This is a genomic window from Rhodococcus sp. NPDC056506, assembly GCF_042794945.1.
Classification (GTDB): domain Bacteria; phylum Actinomycetota; class Actinomycetes; order Mycobacteriales; family Mycobacteriaceae; genus Rhodococcus_F.
This window is the reverse complement of the sequence record NZ_JBHTSW010000014.1, coordinates 1-24,171: the sequence shown is the minus strand read 5'-3', so window position 1 is coordinate 24,171 and position 24,171 is coordinate 1. Positions and strand designations below refer to the sequence as shown.

The window sequence follows — 24,171 nt, the reverse complement described above, 5'->3', positions numbered from 1 at the left end:
AAAGGATCTTGGTCATGCGGAGTTCGACGAGGACAGGCTTTGCTTGACGTATCGGGTGGTGTCGTCGGCGAGGATCTCGGCCAACCCACTTTCGATACCGTCCAGTGCTTGAGTGGCGACATCAGCGGGATCGATTTTCTGTTCGGCGGGTACGCCCGCGGCCATGTCGGTGTCCATGTATGCGACATGTAGTGCCGAGACGGAGATTCCGCGCGGCGCCAGTTCTTCACGAACGGCGTCGGTCATCGCCCACGCCGCGGCTTTCGATGCCGCGTAAGACCCGAGTGCGGCCGGATGGAACCAGGACAGAACCGAAAGAACATTGAGTACTGTTCCGCCGCCGTTGTTTTCGATGACAGGAGCAAAGGCTCGGGTCACGGTGAGCGGGCCGAAGAAATTGACGTCCAGCTCGCGGCGAACGTCATCTAAGTCGCCGACGATCAACGGTGCCGAGGTAGAGATACCTGCGTTGTTCACCAGTAACGTCGCATCGGAGGCGGTGCGTGCCGCGGCCGCGATCGATTCGGTGTCCGTCACGTCCAATTTCAGGGGAATGACACCGGGCAGATCGACAGTTTCCGGATTGCGGGCGGCTGCGTACACCTTTGCGCCGCGTTCGACGAGCCCCGCGGTCAGATGGCGTCCGAGCCCGCGATTGGCCCCGGTCACGATGGCAACCGTGTTGTTCAGATCCATGATTCTCCCAGTGCTGTGGCTAGCGTCGGCGGCTCCGACATTTAGATTATGAGTCAAATCTAAGTTCCAGCTAAGATAGATGTCAAGTGAAATCCAAACAGGAGGCGTTTGATGGGCCGCGTATCGCAGCAACAAGCGGAAGAAAACCGTCGGCGCGTCGTGGAAACCGCGGCTCGCCTGTTCCGAGAGAAGGGCACTCACCTCAGCGTTGCCGACTTGATGAAGGCGTCAGGGCTGACCCACGGTGGTTTCTACAAGCAGTTCGCGTCCAAGGATGCGCTCATCGACGAAGCGACCGCCCATGCCTTTGCGGAACTGACTCAGCTGCACGCTGCGGGACTGGAAAGGCATGCCGGGCAACGTGACGAGGCTCGGCAAACCCTGATCGACAACTACCTCTCCGTGGAGCATCGCGACAACCCGGCAGACGGATGCCCCGCTGCCGCGCTCGCGGCCGACATGGCGCGCGAGCCTGCAGACAGCGAGGCCCGTCGGGTTTACACGGAGGGAGTGGGGGATTTTGCCGCAGCCCTTGCCGACGAACTTGCCGACGGAAAAGCCGACGAAAAAGCCGACGGTCTCGTCCGGCTCTCCACCATGCTCGGTGCACTAGTTCTTTCGCGAGCTACCAAGGGTTCCCCTCTCTCCGAGGAAATTCTCGATTCCGCGCGCGCTGCACTGATCAGAGGGCTTCGAGAGCCTTCGTCATCTTCTTGACCGTTTCGGGTGCCACCTTGGCCTCGAATCCCGCTTTCAGGAGTGGGGAGGCGATCTTGGCCGCGCCGTTGAATTCGACGTTCGCTCGATAGTTGATTTCGGTGGAGCTTGCGCCGATCGCGGTCAAGGTGATGTCGTCGGTACTGGTAGCGGTCTTGTTCTTGCCTTCGAGTACGACGTGGGTCTGCTCGTCGGTCACCAAGGTGTACGTCAGTTCGGTACCGATGCCGAACAGCTTGGACACGTTGTGCCACTGGGTTCCGATTGCGATCGGACCGTCCGAGATCTGGGTGCAACTCTCGGTGCCCGGATCCCACAGTGGGGCGTTGGCGAAGTCGCGGAGAAACGCGGCCGCCTTCTCGATCGGTACTTCGGCGGTGAACTTTCGGGTGACTTCGACCATGTTTCGTGCCTTTCGGTTCGGTCTCGTAGGACTAACTCTCGCGTATCCGGTTCCAAGAGTCAGACACAGAGCATCTCGATCGAGCGCTCTAGTTGATTCCGACGACTTCCTGGGCGATCGCCGCGAGTCTCGCCTGAGCAGCGGAAACGACGCCGTGTCGGTTCTTGTGCGCTTCCTCGTACGCGACGATGTCTCGTACCTGTGCGGCCTCGGTCAGTTCTTTCACCGCGGAGACGGCTTGGGTGACGTTGAGTTCGTCGAAGTCTTCGATGGGAAGTTCCGTGGGCTCGAGTAGCCCACTCGACTTCCGTACCGAACGGAAGACATCTGCGGCGCCGTCCGCGCCTTCTCGACGGGTGACTTTTTCTGCAGTGGCAATAGCCGCATCCCTACTGGCCGAGAGCGTCTTCACGGTCACATCGCCGGCATATGCGCCCCAGCTGATCAGCTCACCCAATACCGGCGGCGAGGTGCGAACAGCGTCGATGGCACGGTCGAGACCGCGAGTGGACCAGGAGACCGGAACGTTGACCAGCCGTATCGCTGCGCCGGTGGCAGCTTGCATCGGAGTGCGCCGCAAAGCTGCCGGTCCGCCGAGTGCCTCCTCAGCCAGGACGGTCGTCAGCCAGTCCACAGTCGCAGAGTGTGCAGTGATGAGTCGGCCGGCCAATGTCGCGACGGTCTGATCGCCGCCCGCGGTGGCCAGGGCCTTGAGGTAGCGGGAACGGTCGAGGAGCTGATGTTCGAGCCCGAGGTCGCCGAGGATCGCCTCGTCGAAGGGCTGAGCCTGTTCGACCATTGCTTTCATTCCGGCAGTCGCCCGTCCGATGAACGGACCGATCAGTTCGGGTACGCCGCCCAGATCGCGAATGGTGGTCTCGATCGAACCGGCCCTTTCGCGACCGTTCTCGGCATTTTCCGTGAGTTCGCGTCGAACAGCCTCGGTTCTGGCCTGCACGACGCGTGTTTCGGCGACCTGGATTTCGGCGTGTGTCAGACCGAGGAGGATTCGCAGCTGGGTGATCAAGGCGGACGTGGTTTCGGAGTTGCTCATATCGGGGTCGTCCCTTCGTCGGTGCGTGCTTTACGTGATGTTCAGCTTCTGCTCGACGAGTGCTCCGCGGGCCGCGGATTCACCGCCGCTACGCGGGCTACCCCGACCTACCGCGTAGTAACCACGGAAGATGAAGGGATTGTCATTGCCTGGCCGAGCGAGATGCCGGCCACTCCGAGGTTTCGATTCTTATTCGGCGGGAAGGTGGCATGTGCAGTCCGTCCAGCCAGAAGCACATCCAGAAACTGCGTCAACCGAGGAGCACCGACATGCCGGACCAGTACGAAATGCAGGACCCGACGACGCGTTTTCCTGCCCCCAAACGTGAGCGGCAGCCCGAGATCGCCCATCCCGGTCTCACCGCAGACATGATCTCTCCTCCAGACCACGGTGAAAAGACTTATCGGGGGAGTAGTCGACTCGAAGGTAGGCGTGCGATCGTCACCGGAGCAGATTCGGGAATCGGACGAGCGGTCGCGATTGCGTTTGCGAGGGAAGGCGCTGACGTTGTCCTGAGTTATCTCGACGAGGAAGAACAAGACGCTCGGGAAACCGCACGCTGGGTCGAGGAGGCAGGCCGGAAAGCCGTCTCGGTGCCGGGAGATCTCCGAAGTGAGGAACATTGTTCTGCATTGGTCGAAACCGCGGTGCGTGAACTAGGTGGACTCGACATCTTGGTGAACAACGCAGCGTTTCAGATGGTTCAGATGGGCGGTATCGCCGATATCACCACCGAACAATTCGACCGTGTGATGAAAACCAACCTCTACGCACTCTTCTGGCTCTCCAAGGCTGCGATTGCGAAGATGAAGCCCGGATCGACGATCGTGAACACCTCGTCCATCCAAGGTGCGTCTCCTTCTCCCGAGTTGCTCGATTACGCCACGACGAAGGCCGGAATCATCGACTTCACCAAGGGGCTGGCCGCCGATGTCGCACGAAAGGGGATCAGGGTCAATGCCGTTGCACCTGGACCGATTTGGACGCCATTGATTCCGGCGACGATGCCCAAGGAGAAGTTCGAGACATTCGGGGACGACGTTCCACTGGGGCGGGCAGGTCAGCCGGCTGAGCTTGCACCCGCCTATGTATTTCTCGCATCCGGCGAATCCAGCTACACCACTGGGGAAGTCATCGGCGTGACGGGCGGGAAACCGCTCACCTGATTGCCCTGGCCTAACCGTGCTGAGTTACAACCTCGACTTCTGCACCTTTCCGGTTGCAGTCAAAGGTAGCGCGTCGATGAACTCGACTGCATGGATGCGCTGATAGGGAGCCACCTTCTCACTCACGTATTCCACGAGTTCGGAAGCCGAAACCATTGTCGTGTCCGGTGATCTGACGACGAAGGCCACCGGGATCTGCCCGACTTCGGGCTTTGCCCTGCCGATCACCGCACTCTGCGCGACGCCAGGGTGGGAGCAGAGCACCTCCTCGAGCTGAACCGGATATACGTTGTACCCCTTGTAGATGATCATGTCCTTGCTCCGGCCGACGACAAACAGATTTCCTTCGCTGTCGAATCTGCCCAAGTCTCCGGTCTTGAGCCAACCGCCACGAAATTGGAGCGCGGTCAGTTCGGGTGCGGCGAAGTACCCGGCGGTGACTTGCGGTCCACTTGCCCAGATCTCGCCCACTTCACCGGTCTCGACTTCTTCTTCGGTTTCCATGTCTCGCAGTGATATTCGGGTGTCGAAGACCGGTAGCCCTACGCTGCCGATCGGTGATCGCGCATTTGGGTTGTTGAGTTGATTGGTGAGAATGGTTGTGGCCTCGCTGAGCCCGTAACCCTCGATGACCTTCGCGTTCGGGAATGTCTCGCCCATGCGACGCAACGTGGTCGTGTCGATGGGTGCGGCACCTGAGAACACCGAACGCACCGAACTCAAATCGTGAGTCGATGTGGTCGAGGCCTCGAGAAGTAGGTGGTAGAACGCCGGTGCGCCGATCAGTCTGTCGATCTCGAGGTGCTCGATGGTCGCGAGGTACTCGTGTGGATCGAACCTGCCCAGTACGAGGGTAGTGGTACCGGCAAGCACGTGATTGCACTGTCCGACAAGGGCAAGTCCGTGAAAGTACGGTGCGAAGACGGCAATTACCCCTTCGCCCATTCGCTCCGAATTCTCGTGTACAGCAGCGGGTACCGGAACCATCCGAATCCCACCGTCTTCGTCGCTTTCGGGAAGAGACGAGCTACGCCACGCTGTGGTCTGAATCGTGCTGGCCACCAGATTGCGGTGCAGAACCTGAACGCCCTTCGAGCGACCGGTGGTGCCGCCGGTGAGCTGAAGATGCGCGACGCCTTGTGAACTTGCCAGTCTCCGGGTGAGGGCGGGCGACTCGAGAAGTTGAGCGAGATCGACGTCCCCGGTTGCGCGGTCTTGCGACGGGCAGTTCCCCGGGGCGGCCGCGGTCGGGGGAGTGACGACGGTGAATTCGAGGGCCGAGTTCTGTGCCTCATGGAGTGTTGCCACACTGGTCGGGTGAACCACTGCGGCTCGAGGTGCGAACTCTGCCAATAATTCTCGCAGTGAATTCGTCGGCTGAGTGTGGTTGATCGGGCACGCCACGGCTCCCGCACACAGAATTCCGAAGTAGACGACCGGGTACCACAGGGAATTGGGCATCAGGAGAACTACGCGATCGCCAGGACGAATGCCCCTGTCAGACAACCCTTGCGCTATTCGGAGTGCGTGATCGTAGAGTTCGGTGAACGTGAGAGCCTCGTCGCCGTCACGTAGAGCAACACGGTCTCCGTAGGCGCGTGCCGAGCCGGCGAGAATAGCGTCGAACGCAACATCCGGGTAATCGAGAGATACTGGCATGAAGGGCATTCCGTGCACATCTACTCCTGACGTAGTTAACCTGCCTGAATGGTCGCGGCGAGCTTCGGCCGCGCGTCGATAGTTGGTGCGTACTTTTCGCGAAGAAGAACTTCCTGAGTGACCGTGGCAACCAAAATTCCGTTGCGAGTCCAGAATTCGCCACTGGCCAGACCCCGTCCGTCTCCCGACGTGGGGCTGCGTTGAACGAACAGCAACCATTCGTCGGTTCGGCAAGGGCGGTGGAACCACACGGCGTGATCGAGTGAAGTGAGAAAAAGCTTCTGGGACGGACTTCCACCGCCGAGCAGGTCGAGATGGCCGAGGGCGGCGGTTCGCGCCAGCGTGAGGTCCGAGCAGAACGCGAGTGCGGCGGAGTGCATCCCGTGATCGCTCGATACATCGCCTGCGATGCGAATCCACATGCGGCGGTCCCTGCCACCGCCGTGGTCGGCAGCGGCGTCGTCGGCTGAATCTCCGCTGATCGGGCGCACCTGCACTGCCTTGCGAATGGCCGAGGATGTGATGCCCGACCAGAATCGATCAACGGATTCGCTCTGTGCCGGAATTGATTCCGGTGTGGGAACGTGGGGCATCGCAATGTGGCGATCGGGTCCGAACTCCTCCTTCTTGAAGGATGCGGTCAGTGAGAGCAGCGCATTGCCGCCCTGGAAGGCGGTCACCTCTCGTAGTGCATAGGTGCCACCGTCTCGGAGGATTCGCACTCGGTACTGCACCTCGGCGCCCGGTCGACCCATGGACAGGAAGTACGCGTGAAGCGAGTTCACGTACCGTACAGGGTCGACGGTGCGGTGCGCAGCGAGCAGGGCCTGCGCGACGACATGGCCGCCGTAGGCGCGATCTGGGCCACCGGCACAGCATGTTCCGCGAAATTCAGGTGCTCCGTCGTATGCAGTGCCGGCGTCAGTGAGCTGCAACAATTCGTCCATCGGGGCTCCTACCGGCTCAGGGATTTCGCGATGATCGTTTTCATGACTTCGCTGGTGCCGCCGTAGATTCGCGACACTCTCGTGTCTGCGTACAACCGTGCGATCGGATATTCGAGGATGTACCCGTAGCCGCCGTGCAGTTGTAGACACTTGTCGATCACGCGGCCTGCCATCTCGGTGCAGAAGAGCTTGCAGATTGCAGCATCGACGGCGCTCAACTCGCCGGTGTCTTCGAGTGTGACGGCGTGATCGACCATTGTCTGACCTGCGGCGAGATCCGTAGCGCATTCGGCAAGAACGAATTTGGTGTTCTGGAAGTCCGCGACCGGTTTACCGAAGACGCGTCGGTCGCTGGTGTAGGAAACCGCGTGGGCGATGGCAGCGGCCGCGGTGGCGCACCCTCCGGCCGCCATGGCGAGGCGTTCGCGCGGCAGGTTCTGTCCGAGGTAACTGAAGGCCGCTCCTTCCTCGCCGAGTACGTCGGTGACCGGCACTCGAACATTGGTGAAGGAGACCTCGCAGGTATCGCTGAACTTCAAACCGATCTTGTCCAATCGGCGGCCAACGTCGAAGCCTGCGGATTCGGTGTCGACGACGAACAGCGAGAGCCCTCCCCGGCGATTCTCACCTGGGTCGCCGGTACGGGCAACCACGACCATGTGTGTTGCCTGAGAAGCGTTGGTGATAAAGGTTTTTGCACCGTTGAGGATGTAGCTTTCTCCGTCGTCCGAGAGCTTCGCGGTGGTGCGAATGGCAGCCAGATCCGAACCCGTCCCCGGTTCGGTCATCGCCACGGCAAGCACGGCCTGCCCACTCGCGCAGGCGGGCAGCCAGCGCTTCTTCTGCTCCTCGTTTGCGAGAGTGAGCAAGTAGGGCAGAACGATTCCGGCGCTCGCGTGGTAGTTACCCAATGAGACACCGGCCAGCGCAGCTTCCTCTCCGATGATCATCAGATAGCGATAGCTCGTCGGCCCGGCGCCGCCGTACTCCTCCGGGATGTCGAAGCCCATGACTCCCAATTCGCCGAGCTTGCGGTAGAACTCGCGTGGGGCGTATCCCTGCTCCTCCCACTTCGCGAATTCCGGGACGACCTCCTTGTGTAGAAAGGCCCGGAACACCTCGCGAAAGGCATCGTGCTGATCGTCGAAGATTGTGCGCTTCATGGGAAGTCTCCTTGTTCCGCGGACGACGCGGGGTTGGCTAGGTGTAGAGGCCGCGCAGTGACCGTTTGTCGGTCTTACCGGTGGCCGTGGTCGTCAGTGCTTCGACGAAGGCGACTGTGCGCGGCGCTTTGTACCCTGCGATTTGGGTTTTGACGTGCTCTCGAATCTCTTCTGCGGTGGCAGTCAATCGGGGGTTGAGGACCACGACGGCGTGAACGCGCTCGCCCCACTGATCGTCGGGCAGACCGATGACGGCGCAGCGCAACACTGCGGGGTGGTTGGTGACGGCGTCCTCCACCTCGGCCGAATAGACGTTCTCACCGCCGGTGATGATCATGTCCTTGGCGCGATCGACGATGAAGATGTACCCCTCGTCGTCCATGTACGCGAGATCTCCGGTGTGCAGCCAGCCTCCGCGTAGCGCTTCGGCGGTCTCTTCCGGGCGGTTCCAGTAACCGAGCATGATGTGCTCGCCGCGGGTGACGATCTCTCCGACGGTGCCCCGCGGCACCTCGTTGCCTTCCCGGTCGACGATGATGATTTCGGCGTGAAGGCTCGCGCGGCCCGCAGAGCGCAGGCGAGGACCGCCGGCACGGTGGTCCGAACCGAGCAGGGAGACGATGACCGCGGTCTCCGTCATGCCGTATCCCTGGACGAAGTTTGCGTTGGGGAAGTGCGACATCGCGCATTCCAGGACGGCCGCGGGCATCGGGGCGGCTCCGTAGACGATTGATCTGACGCTGGTGACGTCCGTGTCCGGGAAAGCTGGATGGTTGTAGAGCATCTGCAACATGCTCGGGATCGAGGTCATGGTGGTGACACGTCGGCCCGAGATGAGCTCGAGCACATCGCCGGCATCGAAGCGGTTGGCGAACACCACTGTGCCGCCGACCACGGTCTGGGCCAGCATGCCGAGCAATGCGGCAATGTGGAACAGAGGAGCCATCACCAGAGTGATGCCACCGATCTCGCAGGACCGGGCAAAGCCGGTACCGCCGAGCAGGGCGGTCGAGAGACTGCGATGAGAGTGCATGACGGCCTTGGGAGTGCCGGTGGTTCCGCCGGTGTAGATCAGCGCGGCCAAGGTGTCGCCGCCGGCACGCACGTCGTCGACCCCGGGGCCTTCGATGATCAGGTCTTCGAAACCCGCCATTCCGGCGGGAGCCGGCTCGTCGCCCATGTAGACGAGCGTGACCGTCGCGTCGAGTCCGGTCACCAGTAGCCGGCATTCCTCGTCGACGAGTACAAATGCGCTGCCGACTCCGGTGACCGCGTCGGTGACTTCACGGACGGAACCGTGACGGTTGACCAGATTGACGACAGCGCCGATCCACCACGTCGCCATCAACGACTCGAAGTAACGGTCGGAGTTGAACGCCAGGATGCTGACCCGGTCGCCCGGACCGACGCCGCGCTCTCGCAGGGCTCCGGCGAGCCTGGCGACTCGCTTCGCGATCTGTGGGGCGGTGCGCTCGCGATGCTCGCAGACGGTCAAGGGTCGGTGCGGCTGTTGTTGAACCGCCCTGTGCAGAAGGTGGGTCAGATGCATGGGCTCGCGTGCTCCTCGAGTCGGGTGGTGCAGACGGCGGATGGTCGGGGTGCCGACGAATCGACACCCCGACGACGAGTTAATCGATCAGGAATTCCGCGTCTCCGACGAGGGCGTTGACACCGTTCTGACGAGCGCAGACAAGTTCGACACGGGCACGTCGTCCGTCCTCGGCCTCGTAGATGTCGACGACGACAGCAGAGCAGGTGAGTTCGTCACCGGGCCAGACCTTGTCGGCGAATCGAATCTTGAACCGACGCAGGTTCTCGACACCCAGCCATTCGGTGACGTAGCCGGCCAGCATGCCTGCCTGAAGCATGCCGACGGAGAACACGGACGGGAAGCCGGTCTCACGGGCGAACGCGTCGTCGTGGTGCAACGGATGGAAATCACCCGAGGCACCCTGATACTTGACGAAGTCGGTGCGAGTCAGTGGAGGGAAGGTCTTGCTCTCGGCCTGCTGTCCGGTTACGACGGTTTCGGTCGTGGTGGTCATTTCCCCTCCTCCTTGCCGCCCGTTGTGGCGGTCTCGATGATCGTGCTGTTCTGCGTCGCGATCAATTCTCCGGACTCGTCACGGAACTCGGTGATCATCTTCGCGAAGGTCATCACGCCACCGCGTTTTCCGGGCTTTTCGAAGCGGTCACCGACGGTGGTCTCGGCGGTCAGCGTCTGACCGGCTCGTGGAAGTGGCCCGTAAAAGATGTACTCCTCTTCTCCGTGGAGGATGCGACGGCGGTCGAATCCGAGCTTGGCGAAACCGGATTGGTCTGCGGGCTCCCAGATCATCCGGCCGCTGGTGAGCATGGTCGGCGGGATCACCGCATCCTCACCGGCATGCTGTTCGGGGTTTGCCTTCACGGCCCGGACGAATTCCTGGACCTTGCTGTAGTCGAGCGGGAACGTGTAGCTCACTTGGTTTCTCCTTCGATCTTCGGGATGCCGGCGCGCCGGGTCTCGACCGACTTGAGGAAGGCGTCGTCGCCGAGAAGCTTTGTCAGTTCACCGATGTCCAGCTGTCGGTCCTCGCGAATTTCGTCGGCGATCGAGTAGCCGCCGTAGAGACCCACGTAGCCGCCGTAAACGGCAAAAACCTGTCCGTTGAAAGCGCATTCGGCGCTCGACAGATATGCCACGAGCGACGAGCAGTTGGCGGGGTTGTAGCGGTCGAAGACAGCCTCGTCGACGGGCTCACCGACCAAATCCTTGATGCCGGGCGTGGCTTTGACTGGTTCGGTGCGCGCGACGGGAGCGATGGCATTGGCCTTGACGCCGAATCTCTCGAATTCGCGAGCGGCATTGACTGCCTGGATGGCCAGACCGGCCTTGGCTGCTGAGTAATTCCACTGTCCGTAGTTGCCGTGCAGTCCGGATCCGGAACTGGTGTTGACGAGGTTGCGTGTCTCTTGCACGCCTGCCTTCGACTGGTCGCGCCAGTATCTTACGGCGGCGCGGGTAGCCGAGAAGGTGCCCTTGAGGTGCACAGCGATAACCGAGTCGAACTCTTCCTCGGTCATGTTCCACAGCATCGCGTCGCGGATGATGCCGGCGTTGTTGACCACCGAGTGCAAGTTGCCGAAGGTGGATACTGCTGCCTCGGTGAGCTTCTCACCGACGGCCATCTCCGCGATCGAGCCCTCAACCGCGATGGCCGAGCCGCCGGCAGCGACGATTTCGTCTGCCACCTGCTGCGCTCCGCGCAGGTCGTTGACCACGATGCTGGCGCCTTCGGCTGCCATGAGTAGTGCGTGTTCGCGACCGAGACCTGCGCCGGCCCCGGTGACGATGGCAACGCGTCCGTCGAGTTGTCCCATGATGTTTCCTTTCGTTCTTCGCACCGAGCTGCGGCGCGGCAGTGTTGAAGACTTGGTGGAAGTGGTTGCTACGCAACCTTTTCGTAGAGCGTGATGACGCCGGCGCCGCCGAGACCGAGGTTGTGCTGCAGTGCGAGCTTTGCGCCGTCGACCTGTCGTGCGTCGGCGGTGCCGCGCAACTGCCACACCAGTTCGGCGCACTGAGCCAAGCCGGTGGCGCCGAGCGGGTGCCCCTTGGACAGCAGACCGCCGCTGGGATTGACCACAACGCGGCCGCCGTAGGTGTTGTCGCCGTCGAGGATGAACTTCTCGGAGCACCCTTCTTCTACCAATCCGAGGGCCTCGTACGAGAGCACCTCGTTGACCGAGAAGCAATCGTGCAGTTCCACGACCTGGATGTCGCGCGGATCCACTCCGGCCTTCTCGTAAATCCGTTGCGAAGCAACGCGAGTGATGTCTGCGCCGACGACTTTGAAGACGTCGTCGTCGGTGAAGACGCTGGGGAAGTCCGTGACCAGTTCCTGGGCTGCGATCGCCACTCCGGGCGTGAGGCCGTGGGCTCGCGCGAAATCTTCGCTGCAGATGATGGCAGCGCCGGCTCCGCAGGTGGGCGGGCAGGCCTGCAAACGAGTCAGCCCGCCGTACAGTGCCTTTGATTCGAGCACCTCCTGCTCGGTGACCGGCTCACGGAAAACCGCGTACGGGTTGTTGGCTGCGTGCTTGCGGGATTTGACCGAGATCTTCGCGAACAGATCCGGCGAGACCCCGTACCGCTTGGAGTACTCCTGCGCGGCGGCACCGAAGTACTGCATCGCCATGGACGGGTTGGCGAGGTCGACGCCGTAGGTGCGGTCGAGGACTTCGGCGTGCCGCTCCATCGGGGCCGGGCGATCGCCCCAATGGTTGACCAAAGCCCCGGGCTGCATCTGCTCGAAGCCAACGGCGAGTGCGCATTCGACGACGCCGGACTCGACGGCCTGCCTGGCCAACCACAGCGCAGACGAGCCGCTGGCGCAGTTGTTGTTGACATTGACAACCGGCATTCCGGTCATACCCGCGCCGTAGATGGCGCGTTGGCCACTCGTCGAATCCCCGTACACGTAGCCGGCGTAGGCCTGCCCGATCTTCTCGAATCCGATTCCTGCGTCCGCGAGCGCGTTGGCAATGGCCTTCGCGCCCATCTCGTAGTAGTGCTCGCTGCGCCCTGGCTTCGTGAACGGGATCATTCCGACCCCGGCGACTAGTACTTTGCGACTCATCGGTGCTCCCTTGTGATTACTGGTCTTCGTGCTTTGGTGGTTGATTCGTTGTGTGTGAGGCGTATTCAGAGCAACTCGAGGATGGTGGCGTTGGCCATGCCGCCGCCCTCACACATCGACTGCAAGCCGTAACGGATTCCCTCGTCACGCATGTGGTGCACCATCGTGGTCATCAACCGCGCGCCGGAGCCTCCCACGGGATGCCCGATGGCCATGGCGCCGCCGTTGGGGTTCATCAGCGAATAGTCGGCTCCGGTCTCGCGCAACCAGGCCAGGGACACGGCGGCGAATGCTTCGTTGATCTCGAACGTGCCGATGTCGGAGAGCGTCAACCCGGACTTCTTCAGCGCCAACGCCGTTGCCGGGATCGGGCCCTTGAGGATGCTCACCGGATCGGTACCGGTCACCACGGCTGTATGAATGCGGGCGATCGGTGTCCAACCGTGTTCACGCGCAACGTCACTGGTCGTCACGAGGAGAGCGGCGGACCCATCGGAAACCTGGGAGGCGTTTCCTGCCGTGATCTCGGTTCCCTCGAACGCCACCGGCAACTCGGCGAGGCGTTCCATGGTCCCGCCGCGACGGATACCTTCATCCGCCTCGATGATCCGGGTACCGCCTTCGGCCTCGGTGACCGTGACCGGTGCGATCTGGCCGGCGAAACGACCGGCGTCGACAGCGGCAGCCGCGCGGGCATGCGAGTCGAGGCCGTGTCGGTCCATGTCGGTGCGACTGATGCCGTACTCGTCGGCGATCATCTGAGCGCCGAGACCCTGGTTGAATCGTTCGATGTTGTAGCGCCCCAGTACGAGTGGGCCGTGCATCGGCCCGTAGTCACCGGCACGGGCAGCCGCGCCGAGCGGGATGACGCTCATCATCTCGACTCCGCCCGCGACCGCGACGTCGTACTGGCCCGAAATCACGCCCGCTGCCGCCTGATGTACGGCCTGCTGCGAAGAGCCGCATTGACGGTCGACGGTCACGCCAGGGACATGTTCGGGCCATCCTGCACCGAGTACTGCCGACCGGGCGATACAGCCGGCCTGCATGCCGAGGGTTCCGACGCAGCCCCAGATCACGTCGTCGACGATCGCGGGGTCCAGCCCGGTTCGCTCTGCGAGCGTGCGCAGAACGTGCGCTGACAGATTGACTGCATGCGTGGTGGACAACCCACCACCACGTTTGCCGACCGGTGTCCGTACCGCGTCGACGATGACTGCATCACGCATGAAAACTCCTGTGTCCGAGTCGGTTGGAGATCAGAGACCGATGTCTTTTGCGATGATGGTCTTCATGACTTCGCTGGTACCGCCGAAAATGCGCGAGACTCTCGTGTCGGCGTACAGGCGAGCGATGGGATATTCGAGGATGTACCCGTAGCCACCGTGCAGTTGTAGGCACTTGTCGATCACGCGACCTGCCATCTCGGTGCAGAACAGCTTGATGCGTGCAGCATCGGCGGCGGTGAGCTCTCCGGAGTCGTCGAGATCGAGTCCCTTGTCCACCAGCGCCTGCGCGGCAGCGACTTCGGTAGCGCATTCGGCCAGAACGAATTTGGTGTTCTGGAAGGATGCAACAGGCTTACCGAAAACTTGGCGCTGGCGGACGTACTCCGACGCGAACTCGATCGCCGAGGCCGCACAGGCGGTTTGGCCGACACCGATGGAGAGTCTTTCCCGAGGGAGGTTTTGGCCGAGGTAGGAGAAGCCCTTGTCCTGCTCGCCGAGGAGATTCTCGACCGGAACTCGAACATCGGTGAACGAGAGTTCGTTGGTGTCGGAAGACTTCATGCCGATCTTGTCGAGCTTGCGTCCGAAGTTGAAGCCGACACTGTCGGTCGGAACCACCAGCAGGCTGAGTCCGAAGCGCCGGTCCTCCGCGGACGGTGCGGAGGTTCGAGCTGCTACGACGCAGAGTTCCGAGTTGCGGGCACCGGTGATGAAGGTCTTGGCACCGTTGAGGATGTAGTGGGTGCCGTCCTCGGACAGGCGCGCTGTGGTCTTGATGCCTGCCAGATCCGATCCGGTTCCGGGCTCGGTCATGGCGATGCAGAGCATGGTCTCGCCGCTCGCCACGCCTGGAAGCCACCGTTGCTTCTGCTCGTCGTCGGCAAGGCGCAGCAGGTACGGCAGCACGATGCCGATGCTCACGCCGTAGTGTCCGAAACTTACTGCTGCACGCGCTGTTTCCTCTTGCATGACAGCTTGGAATTTGAAGCTGGTGGGCCCGGCGCCGCCGAGCTCCTCGGGGATGTCGAAACTCGTTGCGCCGAGTTCTGCAAGTTGGTTGAACAACTCACGCGGTACCTGATTCGCGTTCTCCCACTCCGGGTAGTTCGGCGTGACCTGCTTGGCGATGAAGGTCCGGATGGTCTCGCGGAATGCCTCGTGCTCGGGGGCATAGACGGTACGTTTCATGATGCGCTCCTGAAAATTTGTGGTGAGATGACGTGCTTGGGTCAGACGCGTCCGGCGTCGACGACGAGGCACTGGCTGTTGATGTAGTCCGATTCGGGAGTGCACAGCAGGTACACCGCCCCCGCTGCTTCCACCGGAGTGCCGCCTCGGCCGAACGGGATCATCTTCGAAGCGACGGCCAAGCGGTCAGGGTTGACGCCGACGCGAATCTCGCGGCCGTCGATCGTCAACGTCGCGTTCGCGTCCGCGGACACCTCGGTCATTCTCGTGATGATCAGTCCGAAGGCCACTGCGTTGACGTTGACCCTGTACCGGCCCCACTCCTTGGCAAGGGTCTTGGTCAGTCCGATCAGGCCGGCCTTGGCGGCGCCGTAGTTGGATTGGCCGGCGTTCCCGTAGTACCCCGACACCGACGACACGTTCACCACCTTGCGGTGGTACTCGGTCGGATTGGCTTTGATGAACGGCTGCGCCGCACGCAGGATGCGGAACGGCGCTTTGAGATTCACGTCCACGATGGTGTCCCACTGCTCGTCGGTCATCTTCTGAATCACCGAGTCCCACGTATATCCGGCGTTGTTGACGATGATGTCCAGACCACCGAAGGTCTCGACCGCAGTGCTGACGAACCGCTCCGCGAAACCGTCCTCGGATACTGAACCCACTACGCTGACTGCTTGTCCGCCGGCCGCCTTGATGTCGTGCTCGGTCTGTGCAGCAGCTTCGGGATCCAAGTCGTTGATTGTCACCGCTGCACCCTCGCGGGCGAATTTGAGTGCGATTTCTCGACCGATCCCACGACCTGACCCGGATACGAGAGCGACCTTTCCCTCCAGGTTACCCACGGTCCCAGTTCCCGCGATCCCATTTCCCACGGTGTTCCCTTTCGAGTGAAGAGTGTTGTAGCGAAACGTAATTGGCGGCATTCCAGACCGGCGGTTGCTCCGGCGCTGCGATGCCTCGAGGCGCCGTAGCTTCGGGAGCTTCATTGGCAATTACTGATGATTCACTTTTAGGCCTTAAAAGTGTGTATGTCAAGCATCTTCGAGATTGCTGCTGGTCGGATGCTGTTCCAATGCATTCACAGTTGCGTGCGAACTTGGCGGGATGGAGCGCCGGTGACGAGTGACGGACACTCTCGAACGCCGGAAGCTGCCGATTGTCACCGCACGAATTGGGGCATTGTGTGGGTGGGTTTCGGAGGAACTGGCTTTTCGGCAAGGTCGCCAGTGTCGTCGGTAGTTCTAAGTGACCCTTGACACAGTGAGGAAAATAGCTCAAAGTGAATCTCAAGTAATTCTCTGAAGCGACGTCGCGTGAGAATGCCCGCGTACCGATAGCTGAACTGAAGACGTTCACTTGAGGGAGGCGGGCATCCACCTGCGTAATTCTTCTTATTTGGCAGTGCTATTCGGTGTTTCGCTCTCGAAGAATGGCCAACTGACGCGTCTTCTCTGCGAAAGCGGAGCGTGATGGATCTCGATTCCGAACATAGATGTGAACTCGAAGTGTCACCAATCCCAGCGGCAAGTCTGCCCTGCACTGCGTTGGCAGCGCCCGTTGACCAAACCGTCTCCCCGAAGGATCCGACAGTGACAACACCCCGGACAACACCACAGGCAACACATCAACAAACGTCTTCGGGCACAGCAGCGCCTGAACCTCTCGAATCACGCCGCCGTGCTTGGGGTTTGACCTCGCTGCTGGTTTTCTTGACCGTCATCAACTGGGGGGACAAAGCGGTGTTGGGCATCATTGCCCAGCCGCTGTCCAAAGAGCTGGGGTTGACAGCATCCCAGATCGGTCTCGTGGGCAGCTTGTTCTTCCTCACCTTCACGATCGGCGGCTTCTTTTCCGGGGCGATCGCCCGAATAACGACACTGAGATGGGCGCTGGCGGTGTTGGCCTTGCTCTGGTCGGCGGCAATGCTCCCGATGGTCATCACGGCGAGTTTTGCTGTGCTGGTGGTCAGTCGGATGCTGTTGGGTTTGGCTGAGGGGCCGAGCGGACCTTTGACACACACCGCCGCGTTCTCCTGGCATCCGCCGGCGAAGCGTGGACTTCCAGGTGCGCTTCTCGCCGGGTCGGCCTCGCTGGCGAAGATTGCCGTGGCTCCCGCGCTTGCCTTCGTGACGGTCACGTGGGGGTGGCGTGCGGCCGTGGTCTGCATGGCGGTGCTCGGCGTGTTGTGGTGCGTGCTCTGGCTGCCCCTGTGGTCGCAGGGTCCCTACATCCGTAGTGGAAAGCGTCGAGAAGAGGCGGGAGGCAGTGCAGCCGAGACTGACGAGCTGGCGGTGCCGTGGATGCGTATCTTCCGAACGCGGACGTTCATCAGCTGCACAATGCTGGTGATGACGATTTACGCCATCGTCGCGGTTGTGCTGACCTGGCTTCCGTCCTACTTCGAAGTGGGCCTGGGATACAGCCGACTGCAGGCTGGTTCGATGTTCGCATTCCCCAGCATTGCGGGCCTGATCTTGATGTTGATCCTTTCCTCTTCCGGAGATCGTCTGACTTCACGCGGCGCCACCTCCCGCCTGATTCGAATAATCGTTCCCTCGGTGGGTGTGCTCGTCAGCGGAATGATCATGGTGTTCCTGCCCTACGTGTCGGCCCCTGCGCTGGCAGTCGCGATCGTCTCGGTCGGATACGGGTTCCTGGCGTCCGGCTATCCGCTGATCATCGCCACGATCTCTGAAATATGTCCGCCCCGGCAGACTGCCGGAACACTCGGAGTTTTCATGGCAATGATGGGAATCGGGGGTTTGATCGGTCCCTACGTGACCGGGCGGATCGTCGACGCTGCCGATACTCCGGCCGCCGGGTATGCCACTGCGTTCCAGGCCTTCGGATTGGTTGCGGTCCTGTTCGCTTTCGGAACCTTGATTTTCGCCAACCCCGAGCGTGACAAGGAGATCGTCTGGAAAGCTACGAGTCGAACGTAGCTACGTGAGGTTCCCGAGTGTGCAGAATTGTAGGTAACTGGACTTTTCTGGTTATGAGTCGTCTTCATGCGAGTACACTCACTTTGTGAATCTGACGCAATGACCGAATCGACGATAGGATGGCGGCGTGCCACGTGAAAGGGAACCGATGACTGCCGTCCGTCGACCCCGCGACCGTAAGCAACAGATACTGGCAGCAGCAAGCGAGCTGTTCCGGGAGCACGGGTATCACAACATTTCTGTTTCGGATGTCACCGCTCGTGTGGACATCACGACGTCCGCGCTCTATCGCCATTATCGAAACAAGAACAGCCTGCTTTATCACGCGGTTCTGGCCGGGATCGAGTCTCTCAATGAATCTGTCGGCGGTGCAACGGATCTGTACACGTTGCTGACAACGCTGTCGGCAACGTCGGTCGAGCGCCGCGGGCTGCCGCTGTTGTGGCAGCGCGAAGCCAGGTATCTGGACGACGACCAACGAGAGATGCTGCGTAAGAAGTTGCGGGTCAGTACCACTCGCATCTCGGAGCTGGTGCAGGTGCACAGGTCTGGCCTTTCCGACTCCGACAGTCGGCTGCTGGCGTACTCGATCCTTGCGGTGTTCAGCAGTTCGTCGAGTCACCGAATCTCGATGCCTCCCCGCCAGATGGAGGCACTGCTGTTCGACCTTTCGGCGCGTGTTGCCCTGTCCCCCATCGGGTCTGCAGACCCCGACGTTCCCGCTGCGCGCACAGAGGTCATCTCCATACCCGTTTCGCGACGCGAACAACTACTGACTGCGGCGATTCAACTGTTCGACGAACGCGGGTATCGAACGGTCAGCAACGAGGACATCGGCGCGGCCTGCGGCACGACAGGCCAGAACGTGTACAACCACTTCGACACAAAGCTCGACATTCTGTCCACGGCAATCACCCGTGGTTTCGACCGACGTGACCTTGCAGTCAGGCAGGCACTGTCGCAAGTCGGCGAGTCGAGCGAGACGCTCGGCATTCTCTTGGGTGTTCATATCGCGTTCGCCCTGGAAGACGGACACCTCATCGGTCTGATGGCGACGGAGCTCGCCGAGCTTCCCGACAACACCCGAAAGGCATGTGTCCAAGCTCAGCGGGACTACCTGGAGTTGTGGGTTCGAGCGCTCAGCGAACTTCGCCCCGGCTTGGATGCCGCCGAGGCGAAGTTCACCGTGAGTGCAGCAATGACGTTGATCGGCAACGCTATCCGTATCGGAAGCGTTCGGCGCCGTGTTGACCTCGCGGACCGGCTGGCGGAGATATGCACTGCTTTGCTGACGGAGTCTTCTGATCCCGCTGCGTCATTGGTGGGCGCCGTCGGTGCAGCTCCGTGTCTCGCCCGAAATTCTGCACCAGAGCAATAGGTGTCACTGATGCCGGTCACTTCGGTTGGCGATCTTTGTCTTCGGCAACAACAGGCCAATGGTGCTCGCAGTCAGTCCCTTCAAGCTCCGCACGCGGAGTTGACGGGTGCCTTGTTGATTCGGTCCCACAAGAACTTTGCCGCAAGCGGCATGCCGGTCACTGTTCCGAAATCGTGGCCGAGAGTTGATCCCGGCAGCAGCGGGGGAGTGATGTCGTCTTGCGTGTATTCCACTGCTGCTCCCAACGCGCACCATCTGTCTCTCAGTGCCGCAACGGAATCCGCGGGAACGATGTCGTCGTTGGTGGAGGTGTGGAGGTATACCGGGGCAGAGGGGGCCGTGCGTCCGATCTGTTGCTCGTCGACGACCGCCGCGAGTTCCGGTTCTTCGGACAGGATCTGAGAGAAAGATTTTCCGTCGGCCGTGTAGTCGGTACTACGAGTGCCCAACGATGTCAGCCCGGTATCCGGCACGCACTGTGTCGCGCTGGTCGTCAGCCATTGCTTTCCCTTGTCGTTGAGCCGCTTGTCGAAGATCGGCCCTAGCTCGGGGTACCTCGCCATCAGGCTGTTGAGGGTGTATCCGACCGCTCCGGTGAGCAGTGACCCGTCAGCCTTTCGGAGAACCTCACGCAGGTCGGGATCGGCTGCCCCCGCATAGGTTCCGAGCACGTTCAACTCGGGTGCCCGTGTGCCGACGATCTCTGCCGCGGACGCGCTCGCCCCGCCGCCTTGGGAGTAACCCCAGAACGCGATCGGTGTGGAGTCGGGCAGATTCCACAATTGATTCGAGGCGCGAGCGGCATCGACGACGGCGTTGCCCTGCTCGACTCTGTTGACGTAGGTGTGTATTCCGGGAGTGCCGAGTCCGATGTAGTCGGGCATCACTACACGAAACCCTGCGGTGAGCAGCAAGTCGGCGTCTGCGACGTTGTAGTTGACGGGCAGGCTCAGTTGAGGACTGATCTGAATGTTGAAGGCCCACGCGAGGTTCTTCGAACCGGCGCATTGATCGCCTTGGCCGAACGTACCCGGAGCAACGACGACGGTGGGCCGTTCACCGGGGCCGCGCCAGGGAAACGCCGGTGTGATGGCTGCGCCCGTAGTGGCCACGTGAGTTCCGTCCACGAGCGTCGAGGTGTACATGATTTTTTCCCCGTTGCCCGGCCACGTGCCGGCTATGCCCGGTATCTGGCCGAGTAAGGGGGTTGTCTCGGACTTGATCATCACTCCTTCCCCCGCCGGCAGCGACGTCGGTGGTTGGTAAAAGTCCTGCGATTCCGCTTGTGCGAGAACAGGGGTCATGGAAACGGCTCCTGCAGCGAGGAAGCCCACTGTTGCGAGACGGAGTGTTGCAACTTTGTGCATTTCTTCTCAGATCTTCCGTGTAAGACATCATTGTCTAACTTTCTTTCAACGTAGCGCACTTGTGACGGGGCTCGCAATGGTCAATGCTCATCGGGGTTCGCCACAGTTGGCGCGCATGAAGGTGCTCGTGTGGTGAGCTGCGGCCCAGGAAGGTTCTTGGCTTGCCAGAAGTGCCGAAACGCCGAAGGGTTCCGACGAGAGGGGCCGGGTATCGGAGTCGATCAGGCGCTGCGAGGGGTGGCGGGCAGCGATCGAATCAGCTGGTCGAGGCGTCAGTGCCGATCAGTGCGCTGAGAATCGTGGACATGACCTTGACCAGGCTGCCGACGGGCGGACGGGTGGGCGCAGTGCTCCACTGATGTACGAGGGCCATGAGTGCGCCGATGAACGCTGTCGATGCCATTTCGTATCCGCCGGGGGGAACAAAATCCTCACCCACGGCATTTTGAACTGTCGTTTTGAAGAACGCGGCCCATTCTGTGCGTCGTTCTACGCGGTGTGCTTCCACTCGCGGGCTGACCCCGACGATGTCTACGTACGAGATCTGGGCTCGCCGAGGATCAAGGCCGATCGACTCGACGAAAGCCGTCATTGCTGCTTCCGCGAGATCAGCAAGTGTCACAGGGTTTTCGGTGGCGATCGCAGTCAGCATCGCGTCCCGGGCGTCGCTTTGAATCTGGTCGTACAGTGCGATCAGCAGATCCTCGCGGCTGTCGAACTCGTCGTAGAACTGTCGTCTTGCAAGGCTCGCGGCGGTGCAGATATCCGCTACCGAACTCGAGGCGTATCCCTTGTCCGAGAAGACTTCCAGCGCAGCCCAAATGAACTGCAACCGTCTTTCGGCGCGCCGAGCCGACACCGGTCGACCACCGTAGTTTCGAGTCTCGTCGCTGACCTCCTGCACGTCGTACATGATAGTCCCCTCACCCGGTGGGCGACGCAGAGACCGCGGGCGTAGATCGCTCCACATCGGAAGCGTATGACCTGCTCGGTCCTCCTGCGAAGTGCCGAGCCGGAGAAGTACCGGGTTCGTCGACGTCGATCAGGTCGACATCGTCCAACTCCCATTCTTTCGACATCACTTCGGCTCCGACGCCGTAGAAGCGGAACATCAGCTCGAACGTGACCGAGGCTCCGGTTGCGATGAAGTTCGACTCCAGTCCGGGAATTTCCTTCGGTCCGAAGTACACGTCGAGGGATCCGTCGTCGTTGCCGTCATACATTGTCACAGAACAGTATTGGGAGACAGGTACGCCGGACGGTACGCGCATCCGGTACGTGCGATCGGAGCGGAACAGATTGCCTGCGCGATGGCGAATGTTCACAGGGCAAAACTGCCCGACGCCCAACCGTTTGAGACCGATGAAGGCCATGTGATAGACGACGGCGCAGTCGGTGTACGGGTAGACCTCGCCGTTCGCGAAGTTGCGATTCTGTCCTTCGGTGAAATCGCGCCCGGCCGGAAAGAGCCATTGTCGGCCTTCGAAGAACGCTGGCTCGTGCTCGTACAGTTCCCGCAGACACCCGTGTGCTTCCTGTAACGCGCTCTCCAACAGCACGATCCGTTGGGACGACGGTGTGAACGGCAAAGCAGGGACAGTTCGGTTCGAGCTACCGGCCACGACCGGATCGATAGGATGGGAATGAGCAAGCGACGAAGGGTGAAATTGTGGCGAGGGCGGTTGTTGTCGGTGCGAGCCGAGGTCTTGGTCGTGCGTTGATCGAGGGTCTGAGGAGCGATGGCCACGATGTTCTCGGCATATCGCGTCGGCGTCCTGACGGGTTCGACGTCTCCGAGTGGATCGAAGCCGACCTGACCGACCCTGTTACGGCAGCGAATTCGATCGAACAGGAGCTTGTCGGTGGTGTAGATACCCTGATCTGCAACGTCGGAATTTGGGAAGGGGATGCCTTCACTTCCGATTATGCGTTCACAGATCAATCCGATGTCGAAATGCTGGAAATGATCAATGCCAACGTTACGGGCACGATTCTCTTGCTCAAGCGCCTGATCCCCCGCATGATCAGCCGTCCTCGACCTCGGATCATCCTGACCGGTTCTACCTCGGGTCTCCCGCGAAGTGGTAGGCCGGAGGTTGCGTTCGGTGCATCGAAGTCCGCGATCAACGGCATGGCCGACGCGGTGAGAGAGGGCTACCGGAAGGACCGACTCGCGGTGACGGTCCTGCATCTCGGATATCTCAATACAGAAGATGGACTCGATGTGCCCCGAGACATCGCTGCGGTCAGGGGAGAGGGTTCGCTGGTCCCGGTGCATGACGTTGTGGACACGGTGCGCTCGATTTCGAGTTTGTCGTCTTCGGCGTCAGTGCGGGAAATAGTCCTCACTGCGATCGACGATCCGCGATTCTGATTCACGGCTGTCGACTCTGTCGGTGAATTTGGTTGCCGAGCAGACATATTCGGAGAATTTAAACCCCGATCAAGAAGTAAGCTCCGATCAGATACGTCAGGGTGAGTCCCGCCAAGGCCCACGCCAGGTAAGGGCGGATGTAGAGGCGCCGCAGCCGGTGTAATCGCAGGGAGGCTCGCAAGAACGCGCCGACGGTCCCGAGCAGCAACATCAGACTGGGGACGAAGACTGCCAGTCGGCGATCTTTCTGTGAGCACAGCAAGGTGTCGGTGCCGAAGCATTCGCCTCGTCGGGAGCCCAACCACACGATCGCGACAACCAGCAACGCGGTAGCCAGAACGACGGACAGCCCGTATGTCAGGGTTCGCCTGTTGATCTTTCGCTCCCGACGCTGAATGACATCTGACGCGTCAGAACTGTCGGTCATCACACCCCCTCCTGAACATCGCACCTCACTTCGTGGATCGACGGTGGGAGAGGGCATACAGCACCACTCCTACGGCCAGGAGCAATGATGCCCGCAACCATGTCGCTGCGCTCTGCTGGGTGAGCAATGCAACGCACGTACCGAGAGCGAGGATCGGAAAGATGATCGGCGTTCGGAAGTGTTTGTGTTGCACTGCGTCACGACGTAAGACCAGGACGGCGATGTTGGTGCTGATGAATACGAAAAGCAGCAGCAGCACCACCGTCTCCGCCAGGGCCGACAACGAACCGGTGACGCACAGAGCCATGGCAACGGCTGTGGTCGCGACAATCGCCACCCAGGGTGTCCGGCGACGCGGCAGCACCCGTGCAAATGTGCTCGGGAGCAGGCCTTCCGCCGCCATTCCGTATGTGAGCCTGCTCGCCATGATCATCGTCAGTAGTGCTCCGTTGGCGACGGCGACCAGTGCGATCAGGCTGAACAGGCGCGGCGGAACACCGACATCGGCGGCAGACACCACTGCCAGCAAGGGGCCGGAGGATGCGGCGAGTTCGTCGGCGGGCAGAACCACCGAGACAGCGAGGCCGACGAGGACATAGGCGGCACCCGCTGTCAGCAAGGCTCCGAACAGTGCGCGTGGGTATACCTTGCTCACGTTCTTCACTTCTTCGGCGACGTTCGCGGACGTTTCGAAGCCGACGAACGAGTAGTAGGCAAGCAACGCAGCTGCCAACACTGCGAGTGCGGGTGATCGGCTGTCGTCGAATTCGACGACGCGGCTGAGGGTTCCGCCGCCGTGCCCGAGAACTATGCAGGCAAGGACCACAACCAGGACA

The 24,171-nt window shown here is 61.3% G+C and carries 24 protein-coding genes; 5 read left to right on the top strand and 19 right to left on the bottom strand.

What is annotated here, in order from left to right:
• Positions 1-12 precede the first annotated feature (12 nt).
• Complete coding sequence (locus tag ACFQ6H_RS14075; RefSeq protein ID WP_378646719.1) at positions 13-696, bottom strand: SDR family oxidoreductase; 684 nt, start codon at positions 694-696, stop codon at positions 13-15.
• A gap of 111 nt (positions 697-807) precedes the next feature.
• Between ACFQ6H_RS14075 and ACFQ6H_RS14070 the strand changes: the two genes are divergently transcribed.
• The gene (locus tag ACFQ6H_RS14070) at positions 808-1,413 is read left to right on the top strand and encodes a TetR/AcrR family transcriptional regulator (protein ID WP_378646717.1); all 606 of its coding nucleotides are present in this window, start codon (positions 808-810) and stop codon (positions 1,411-1,413) included.
• Here ACFQ6H_RS14070 and ACFQ6H_RS14065 read toward each other — a convergent pair.
• Positions 1,379-1,816, bottom strand: a complete 438-nt coding sequence (locus tag ACFQ6H_RS14065; RefSeq protein ID WP_378646715.1) for an SRPBCC family protein — start codon at positions 1,814-1,816, stop codon at positions 1,379-1,381. The genes ACFQ6H_RS14070 and ACFQ6H_RS14065 overlap by 35 nt on opposite strands.
• 88 nt (positions 1,817-1,904) lie before the next feature.
• Positions 1,905-2,870, bottom strand: a complete 966-nt coding sequence (locus ACFQ6H_RS14060; RefSeq protein ID WP_378646713.1) for a ferritin-like domain-containing protein — start codon at positions 2,868-2,870, stop codon at positions 1,905-1,907.
• Positions 2,871-3,139: 269 nt separating this feature from the next.
• On the opposite strand from ACFQ6H_RS14060, the gene ACFQ6H_RS14055 reads away from it, so the two are divergent.
• Entirely contained in the window at positions 3,140-4,036 is an 897-nt protein-coding gene (locus ACFQ6H_RS14055) for an SDR family oxidoreductase (RefSeq protein WP_378646711.1), read from the top strand.
• Positions 4,037-4,060: 24 nt separating this feature from the next.
• Here the strand turns inward: ACFQ6H_RS14055 and ACFQ6H_RS14050 are convergent, their stop codons facing one another.
• From ACFQ6H_RS14050 to ACFQ6H_RS14000, 11 genes are all read right to left on the bottom strand, one after another.
• Positions 4,061-5,695: a class I adenylate-forming enzyme family protein gene (locus ACFQ6H_RS14050; protein ID WP_378646709.1), complete on the bottom strand. Its 1,635-nt coding sequence runs from the start codon at positions 5,693-5,695 to the stop codon at positions 4,061-4,063.
• A gap of 35 nt (positions 5,696-5,730) precedes the next feature.
• Complete coding sequence (locus tag ACFQ6H_RS14045) at positions 5,731-6,642, bottom strand: acyl-CoA thioesterase (protein ID WP_378530279.1); 912 nt, start codon at positions 6,640-6,642, stop codon at positions 5,731-5,733.
• Between the two features lie 8 nt (positions 6,643-6,650).
• On the bottom strand, positions 6,651-7,805 hold the full coding sequence (locus ACFQ6H_RS14040) for an acyl-CoA dehydrogenase family protein (RefSeq protein ID WP_378530281.1): 1,155 nt from the start codon (positions 7,803-7,805) through the stop codon (positions 6,651-6,653).
• Between the two features lie 37 nt (positions 7,806-7,842).
• A complete protein-coding gene (locus tag ACFQ6H_RS14035; RefSeq protein WP_378640023.1) occupies positions 7,843-9,354 on the bottom strand; it encodes a long-chain-fatty-acid--CoA ligase in 1,512 nt (503 codons plus the stop codon).
• Positions 9,355-9,433: 79 nt separating this feature from the next.
• Complete coding sequence (locus tag ACFQ6H_RS14030; RefSeq protein WP_378646707.1) at positions 9,434-9,850, bottom strand: MaoC/PaaZ C-terminal domain-containing protein; 417 nt, start codon at positions 9,848-9,850, stop codon at positions 9,434-9,436.
• Complete coding sequence (locus ACFQ6H_RS14025; protein WP_378646705.1) at positions 9,847-10,269, bottom strand: MaoC family dehydratase N-terminal domain-containing protein; 423 nt, start codon at positions 10,267-10,269, stop codon at positions 9,847-9,849. The genes ACFQ6H_RS14030 and ACFQ6H_RS14025 overlap by 4 nt, the downstream gene beginning before the upstream one ends.
• The gene (locus tag ACFQ6H_RS14020; RefSeq protein WP_378646703.1) at positions 10,266-11,168 is read right to left on the bottom strand and encodes an SDR family NAD(P)-dependent oxidoreductase; all 903 of its coding nucleotides are present in this window, start codon (positions 11,166-11,168) and stop codon (positions 10,266-10,268) included. Before ACFQ6H_RS14020 ends, ACFQ6H_RS14025 begins: the two co-directional genes overlap by 4 nt.
• A gap of 68 nt (positions 11,169-11,236) precedes the next feature.
• Positions 11,237-12,427: a lipid-transfer protein gene (locus ACFQ6H_RS14015; RefSeq protein WP_378646701.1), complete on the bottom strand. Its 1,191-nt coding sequence runs from the start codon at positions 12,425-12,427 to the stop codon at positions 11,237-11,239.
• A gap of 65 nt (positions 12,428-12,492) precedes the next feature.
• Positions 12,493-13,656 (bottom strand): acetyl-CoA C-acyltransferase, encoded by a 1,164-nt coding sequence (locus ACFQ6H_RS14010; RefSeq protein ID WP_378530296.1) that lies wholly within the window; start codon positions 13,654-13,656, stop codon positions 12,493-12,495.
• A gap of 30 nt (positions 13,657-13,686) precedes the next feature.
• Complete coding sequence (locus tag ACFQ6H_RS14005; RefSeq protein ID WP_378646699.1) at positions 13,687-14,844, bottom strand: acyl-CoA dehydrogenase family protein; 1,158 nt, start codon at positions 14,842-14,844, stop codon at positions 13,687-13,689.
• A 41-nt stretch (positions 14,845-14,885) separates the two neighbouring features.
• Positions 14,886-15,689, bottom strand: coding sequence for an SDR family NAD(P)-dependent oxidoreductase (locus ACFQ6H_RS14000; RefSeq protein WP_378530301.1), 804 nt, complete (start codon positions 15,687-15,689; stop codon positions 14,886-14,888).
• A 747-nt stretch (positions 15,690-16,436) separates the two neighbouring features.
• Here ACFQ6H_RS14000 and ACFQ6H_RS13995 point away from each other — a divergent pair.
• Entirely contained in the window at positions 16,437-17,789 is a 1,353-nt protein-coding gene (locus ACFQ6H_RS13995) for an MFS transporter (protein ID WP_378646697.1), read from the top strand.
• A gap of 127 nt (positions 17,790-17,916) precedes the next feature.
• Entirely contained in the window at positions 17,917-19,167 is a 1,251-nt protein-coding gene (locus ACFQ6H_RS13990; RefSeq protein ID WP_378646695.1) for a TetR/AcrR family transcriptional regulator, read from the top strand.
• Between the two features lie 80 nt (positions 19,168-19,247).
• On the opposite strand, the gene ACFQ6H_RS13985 is transcribed toward ACFQ6H_RS13990, so the two are convergent.
• From ACFQ6H_RS13985 to ACFQ6H_RS13975, 3 genes are all read right to left on the bottom strand, one after another.
• Positions 19,248-20,471: a lipase family protein gene (locus ACFQ6H_RS13985; protein WP_378646693.1), complete on the bottom strand. Its 1,224-nt coding sequence runs from the start codon at positions 20,469-20,471 to the stop codon at positions 19,248-19,250.
• 319 nt (positions 20,472-20,790) lie between these two features.
• Positions 20,791-21,447, bottom strand: coding sequence for a TetR/AcrR family transcriptional regulator (locus ACFQ6H_RS13980; RefSeq protein WP_378530309.1), 657 nt, complete (start codon positions 21,445-21,447; stop codon positions 20,791-20,793).
• Between the two features lie 10 nt (positions 21,448-21,457).
• Positions 21,458-22,123, bottom strand: coding sequence for a DUF1214 domain-containing protein (locus tag ACFQ6H_RS13975; RefSeq protein WP_378646691.1), 666 nt, complete (start codon positions 22,121-22,123; stop codon positions 21,458-21,460).
• Positions 22,124-22,203: 80 nt separating this feature from the next.
• On the opposite strand from ACFQ6H_RS13975, the gene ACFQ6H_RS13970 reads away from it, so the two are divergent.
• Complete coding sequence (locus ACFQ6H_RS13970) at positions 22,204-22,908, top strand: SDR family NAD(P)-dependent oxidoreductase (RefSeq protein ID WP_378646689.1); 705 nt, start codon at positions 22,204-22,206, stop codon at positions 22,906-22,908.
• A gap of 58 nt (positions 22,909-22,966) precedes the next feature.
• Here the strand turns inward: ACFQ6H_RS13970 and ACFQ6H_RS13965 are convergent, their stop codons facing one another.
• Together ACFQ6H_RS13965 and ACFQ6H_RS13960 are read right to left on the bottom strand one after the other, a co-directional pair.
• On the bottom strand, positions 22,967-23,335 hold the full coding sequence (locus tag ACFQ6H_RS13965; protein WP_378530313.1) for a hypothetical protein: 369 nt from the start codon (positions 23,333-23,335) through the stop codon (positions 22,967-22,969).
• Positions 23,336-23,360: 25 nt separating this feature from the next.
• The coding region (locus tag ACFQ6H_RS13960) for an APC family permease (protein ID WP_378646687.1) at positions 23,361-24,171 on the bottom strand (811 nt) is incomplete at its 5' end.

Excerpts from the sequence above, each read along its gene's own strand:
- ACFQ6H_RS14075 (WP_378646719.1), bottom strand. The coding sequence starts at position 696 with ATGGATCTGAACAACACGGTTGCCATCGTGACCGGGGCCAATCGCGGG.
- ACFQ6H_RS14070 (WP_378646717.1), top strand. The coding sequence starts at position 808 with ATGGGCCGCGTATCGCAGCAACAAGCGGAAGAAAACCGTCGGCGCGTC.
- ACFQ6H_RS14065 (WP_378646715.1), bottom strand. The coding sequence starts at position 1,816 with ATGGTCGAAGTCACCCGAAAGTTCACCGCCGAAGTACCGATCGAGAAG.
- ACFQ6H_RS14060 (WP_378646713.1), bottom strand. The coding sequence starts at position 2,870 with ATGAGCAACTCCGAAACCACGTCCGCCTTGATCACCCAGCTGCGAATC.
- ACFQ6H_RS14055 (WP_378646711.1), top strand. The coding sequence starts at position 3,140 with ATGCCGGACCAGTACGAAATGCAGGACCCGACGACGCGTTTTCCTGCC.
- ACFQ6H_RS14050 (WP_378646709.1), bottom strand. The coding sequence starts at position 5,695 with ATGCCAGTATCTCTCGATTACCCGGATGTTGCGTTCGACGCTATTCTC.
- ACFQ6H_RS14045 (WP_378530279.1), bottom strand. The coding sequence starts at position 6,642 with ATGGACGAATTGTTGCAGCTCACTGACGCCGGCACTGCATACGACGGA.
- ACFQ6H_RS14040 (WP_378530281.1), bottom strand. The coding sequence starts at position 7,805 with ATGAAGCGCACAATCTTCGACGATCAGCACGATGCCTTTCGCGAGGTG.
- ACFQ6H_RS14035 (WP_378640023.1), bottom strand. The coding sequence starts at position 9,354 with ATGCATCTGACCCACCTTCTGCACAGGGCGGTTCAACAACAGCCGCAC.
- ACFQ6H_RS14030 (WP_378646707.1), bottom strand. The coding sequence starts at position 9,850 with ATGACCACCACGACCGAAACCGTCGTAACCGGACAGCAGGCCGAGAGC.
- ACFQ6H_RS14020 (WP_378646703.1), bottom strand. The coding sequence starts at position 11,168 with ATGGGACAACTCGACGGACGCGTTGCCATCGTCACCGGGGCCGGCGCA.
- ACFQ6H_RS14015 (WP_378646701.1), bottom strand. The coding sequence starts at position 12,427 with ATGAGTCGCAAAGTACTAGTCGCCGGGGTCGGAATGATCCCGTTCACG.
- ACFQ6H_RS14010 (WP_378530296.1), bottom strand. The coding sequence starts at position 13,656 with ATGCGTGATGCAGTCATCGTCGACGCGGTACGGACACCGGTCGGCAAA.
- ACFQ6H_RS14005 (WP_378646699.1), bottom strand. The coding sequence starts at position 14,844 with ATGAAACGTACCGTCTATGCCCCCGAGCACGAGGCATTCCGCGAGACC.
- ACFQ6H_RS13985 (WP_378646693.1), bottom strand. The coding sequence starts at position 20,471 with ATGACCCCTGTTCTCGCACAAGCGGAATCGCAGGACTTTTACCAACCA.
- ACFQ6H_RS13980 (WP_378530309.1), bottom strand. The coding sequence starts at position 21,447 with ATGTACGACGTGCAGGAGGTCAGCGACGAGACTCGAAACTACGGTGGT.
- ACFQ6H_RS13965 (WP_378530313.1), bottom strand. The coding sequence starts at position 23,335 with ATGACCGACAGTTCTGACGCGTCAGATGTCATTCAGCGTCGGGAGCGA.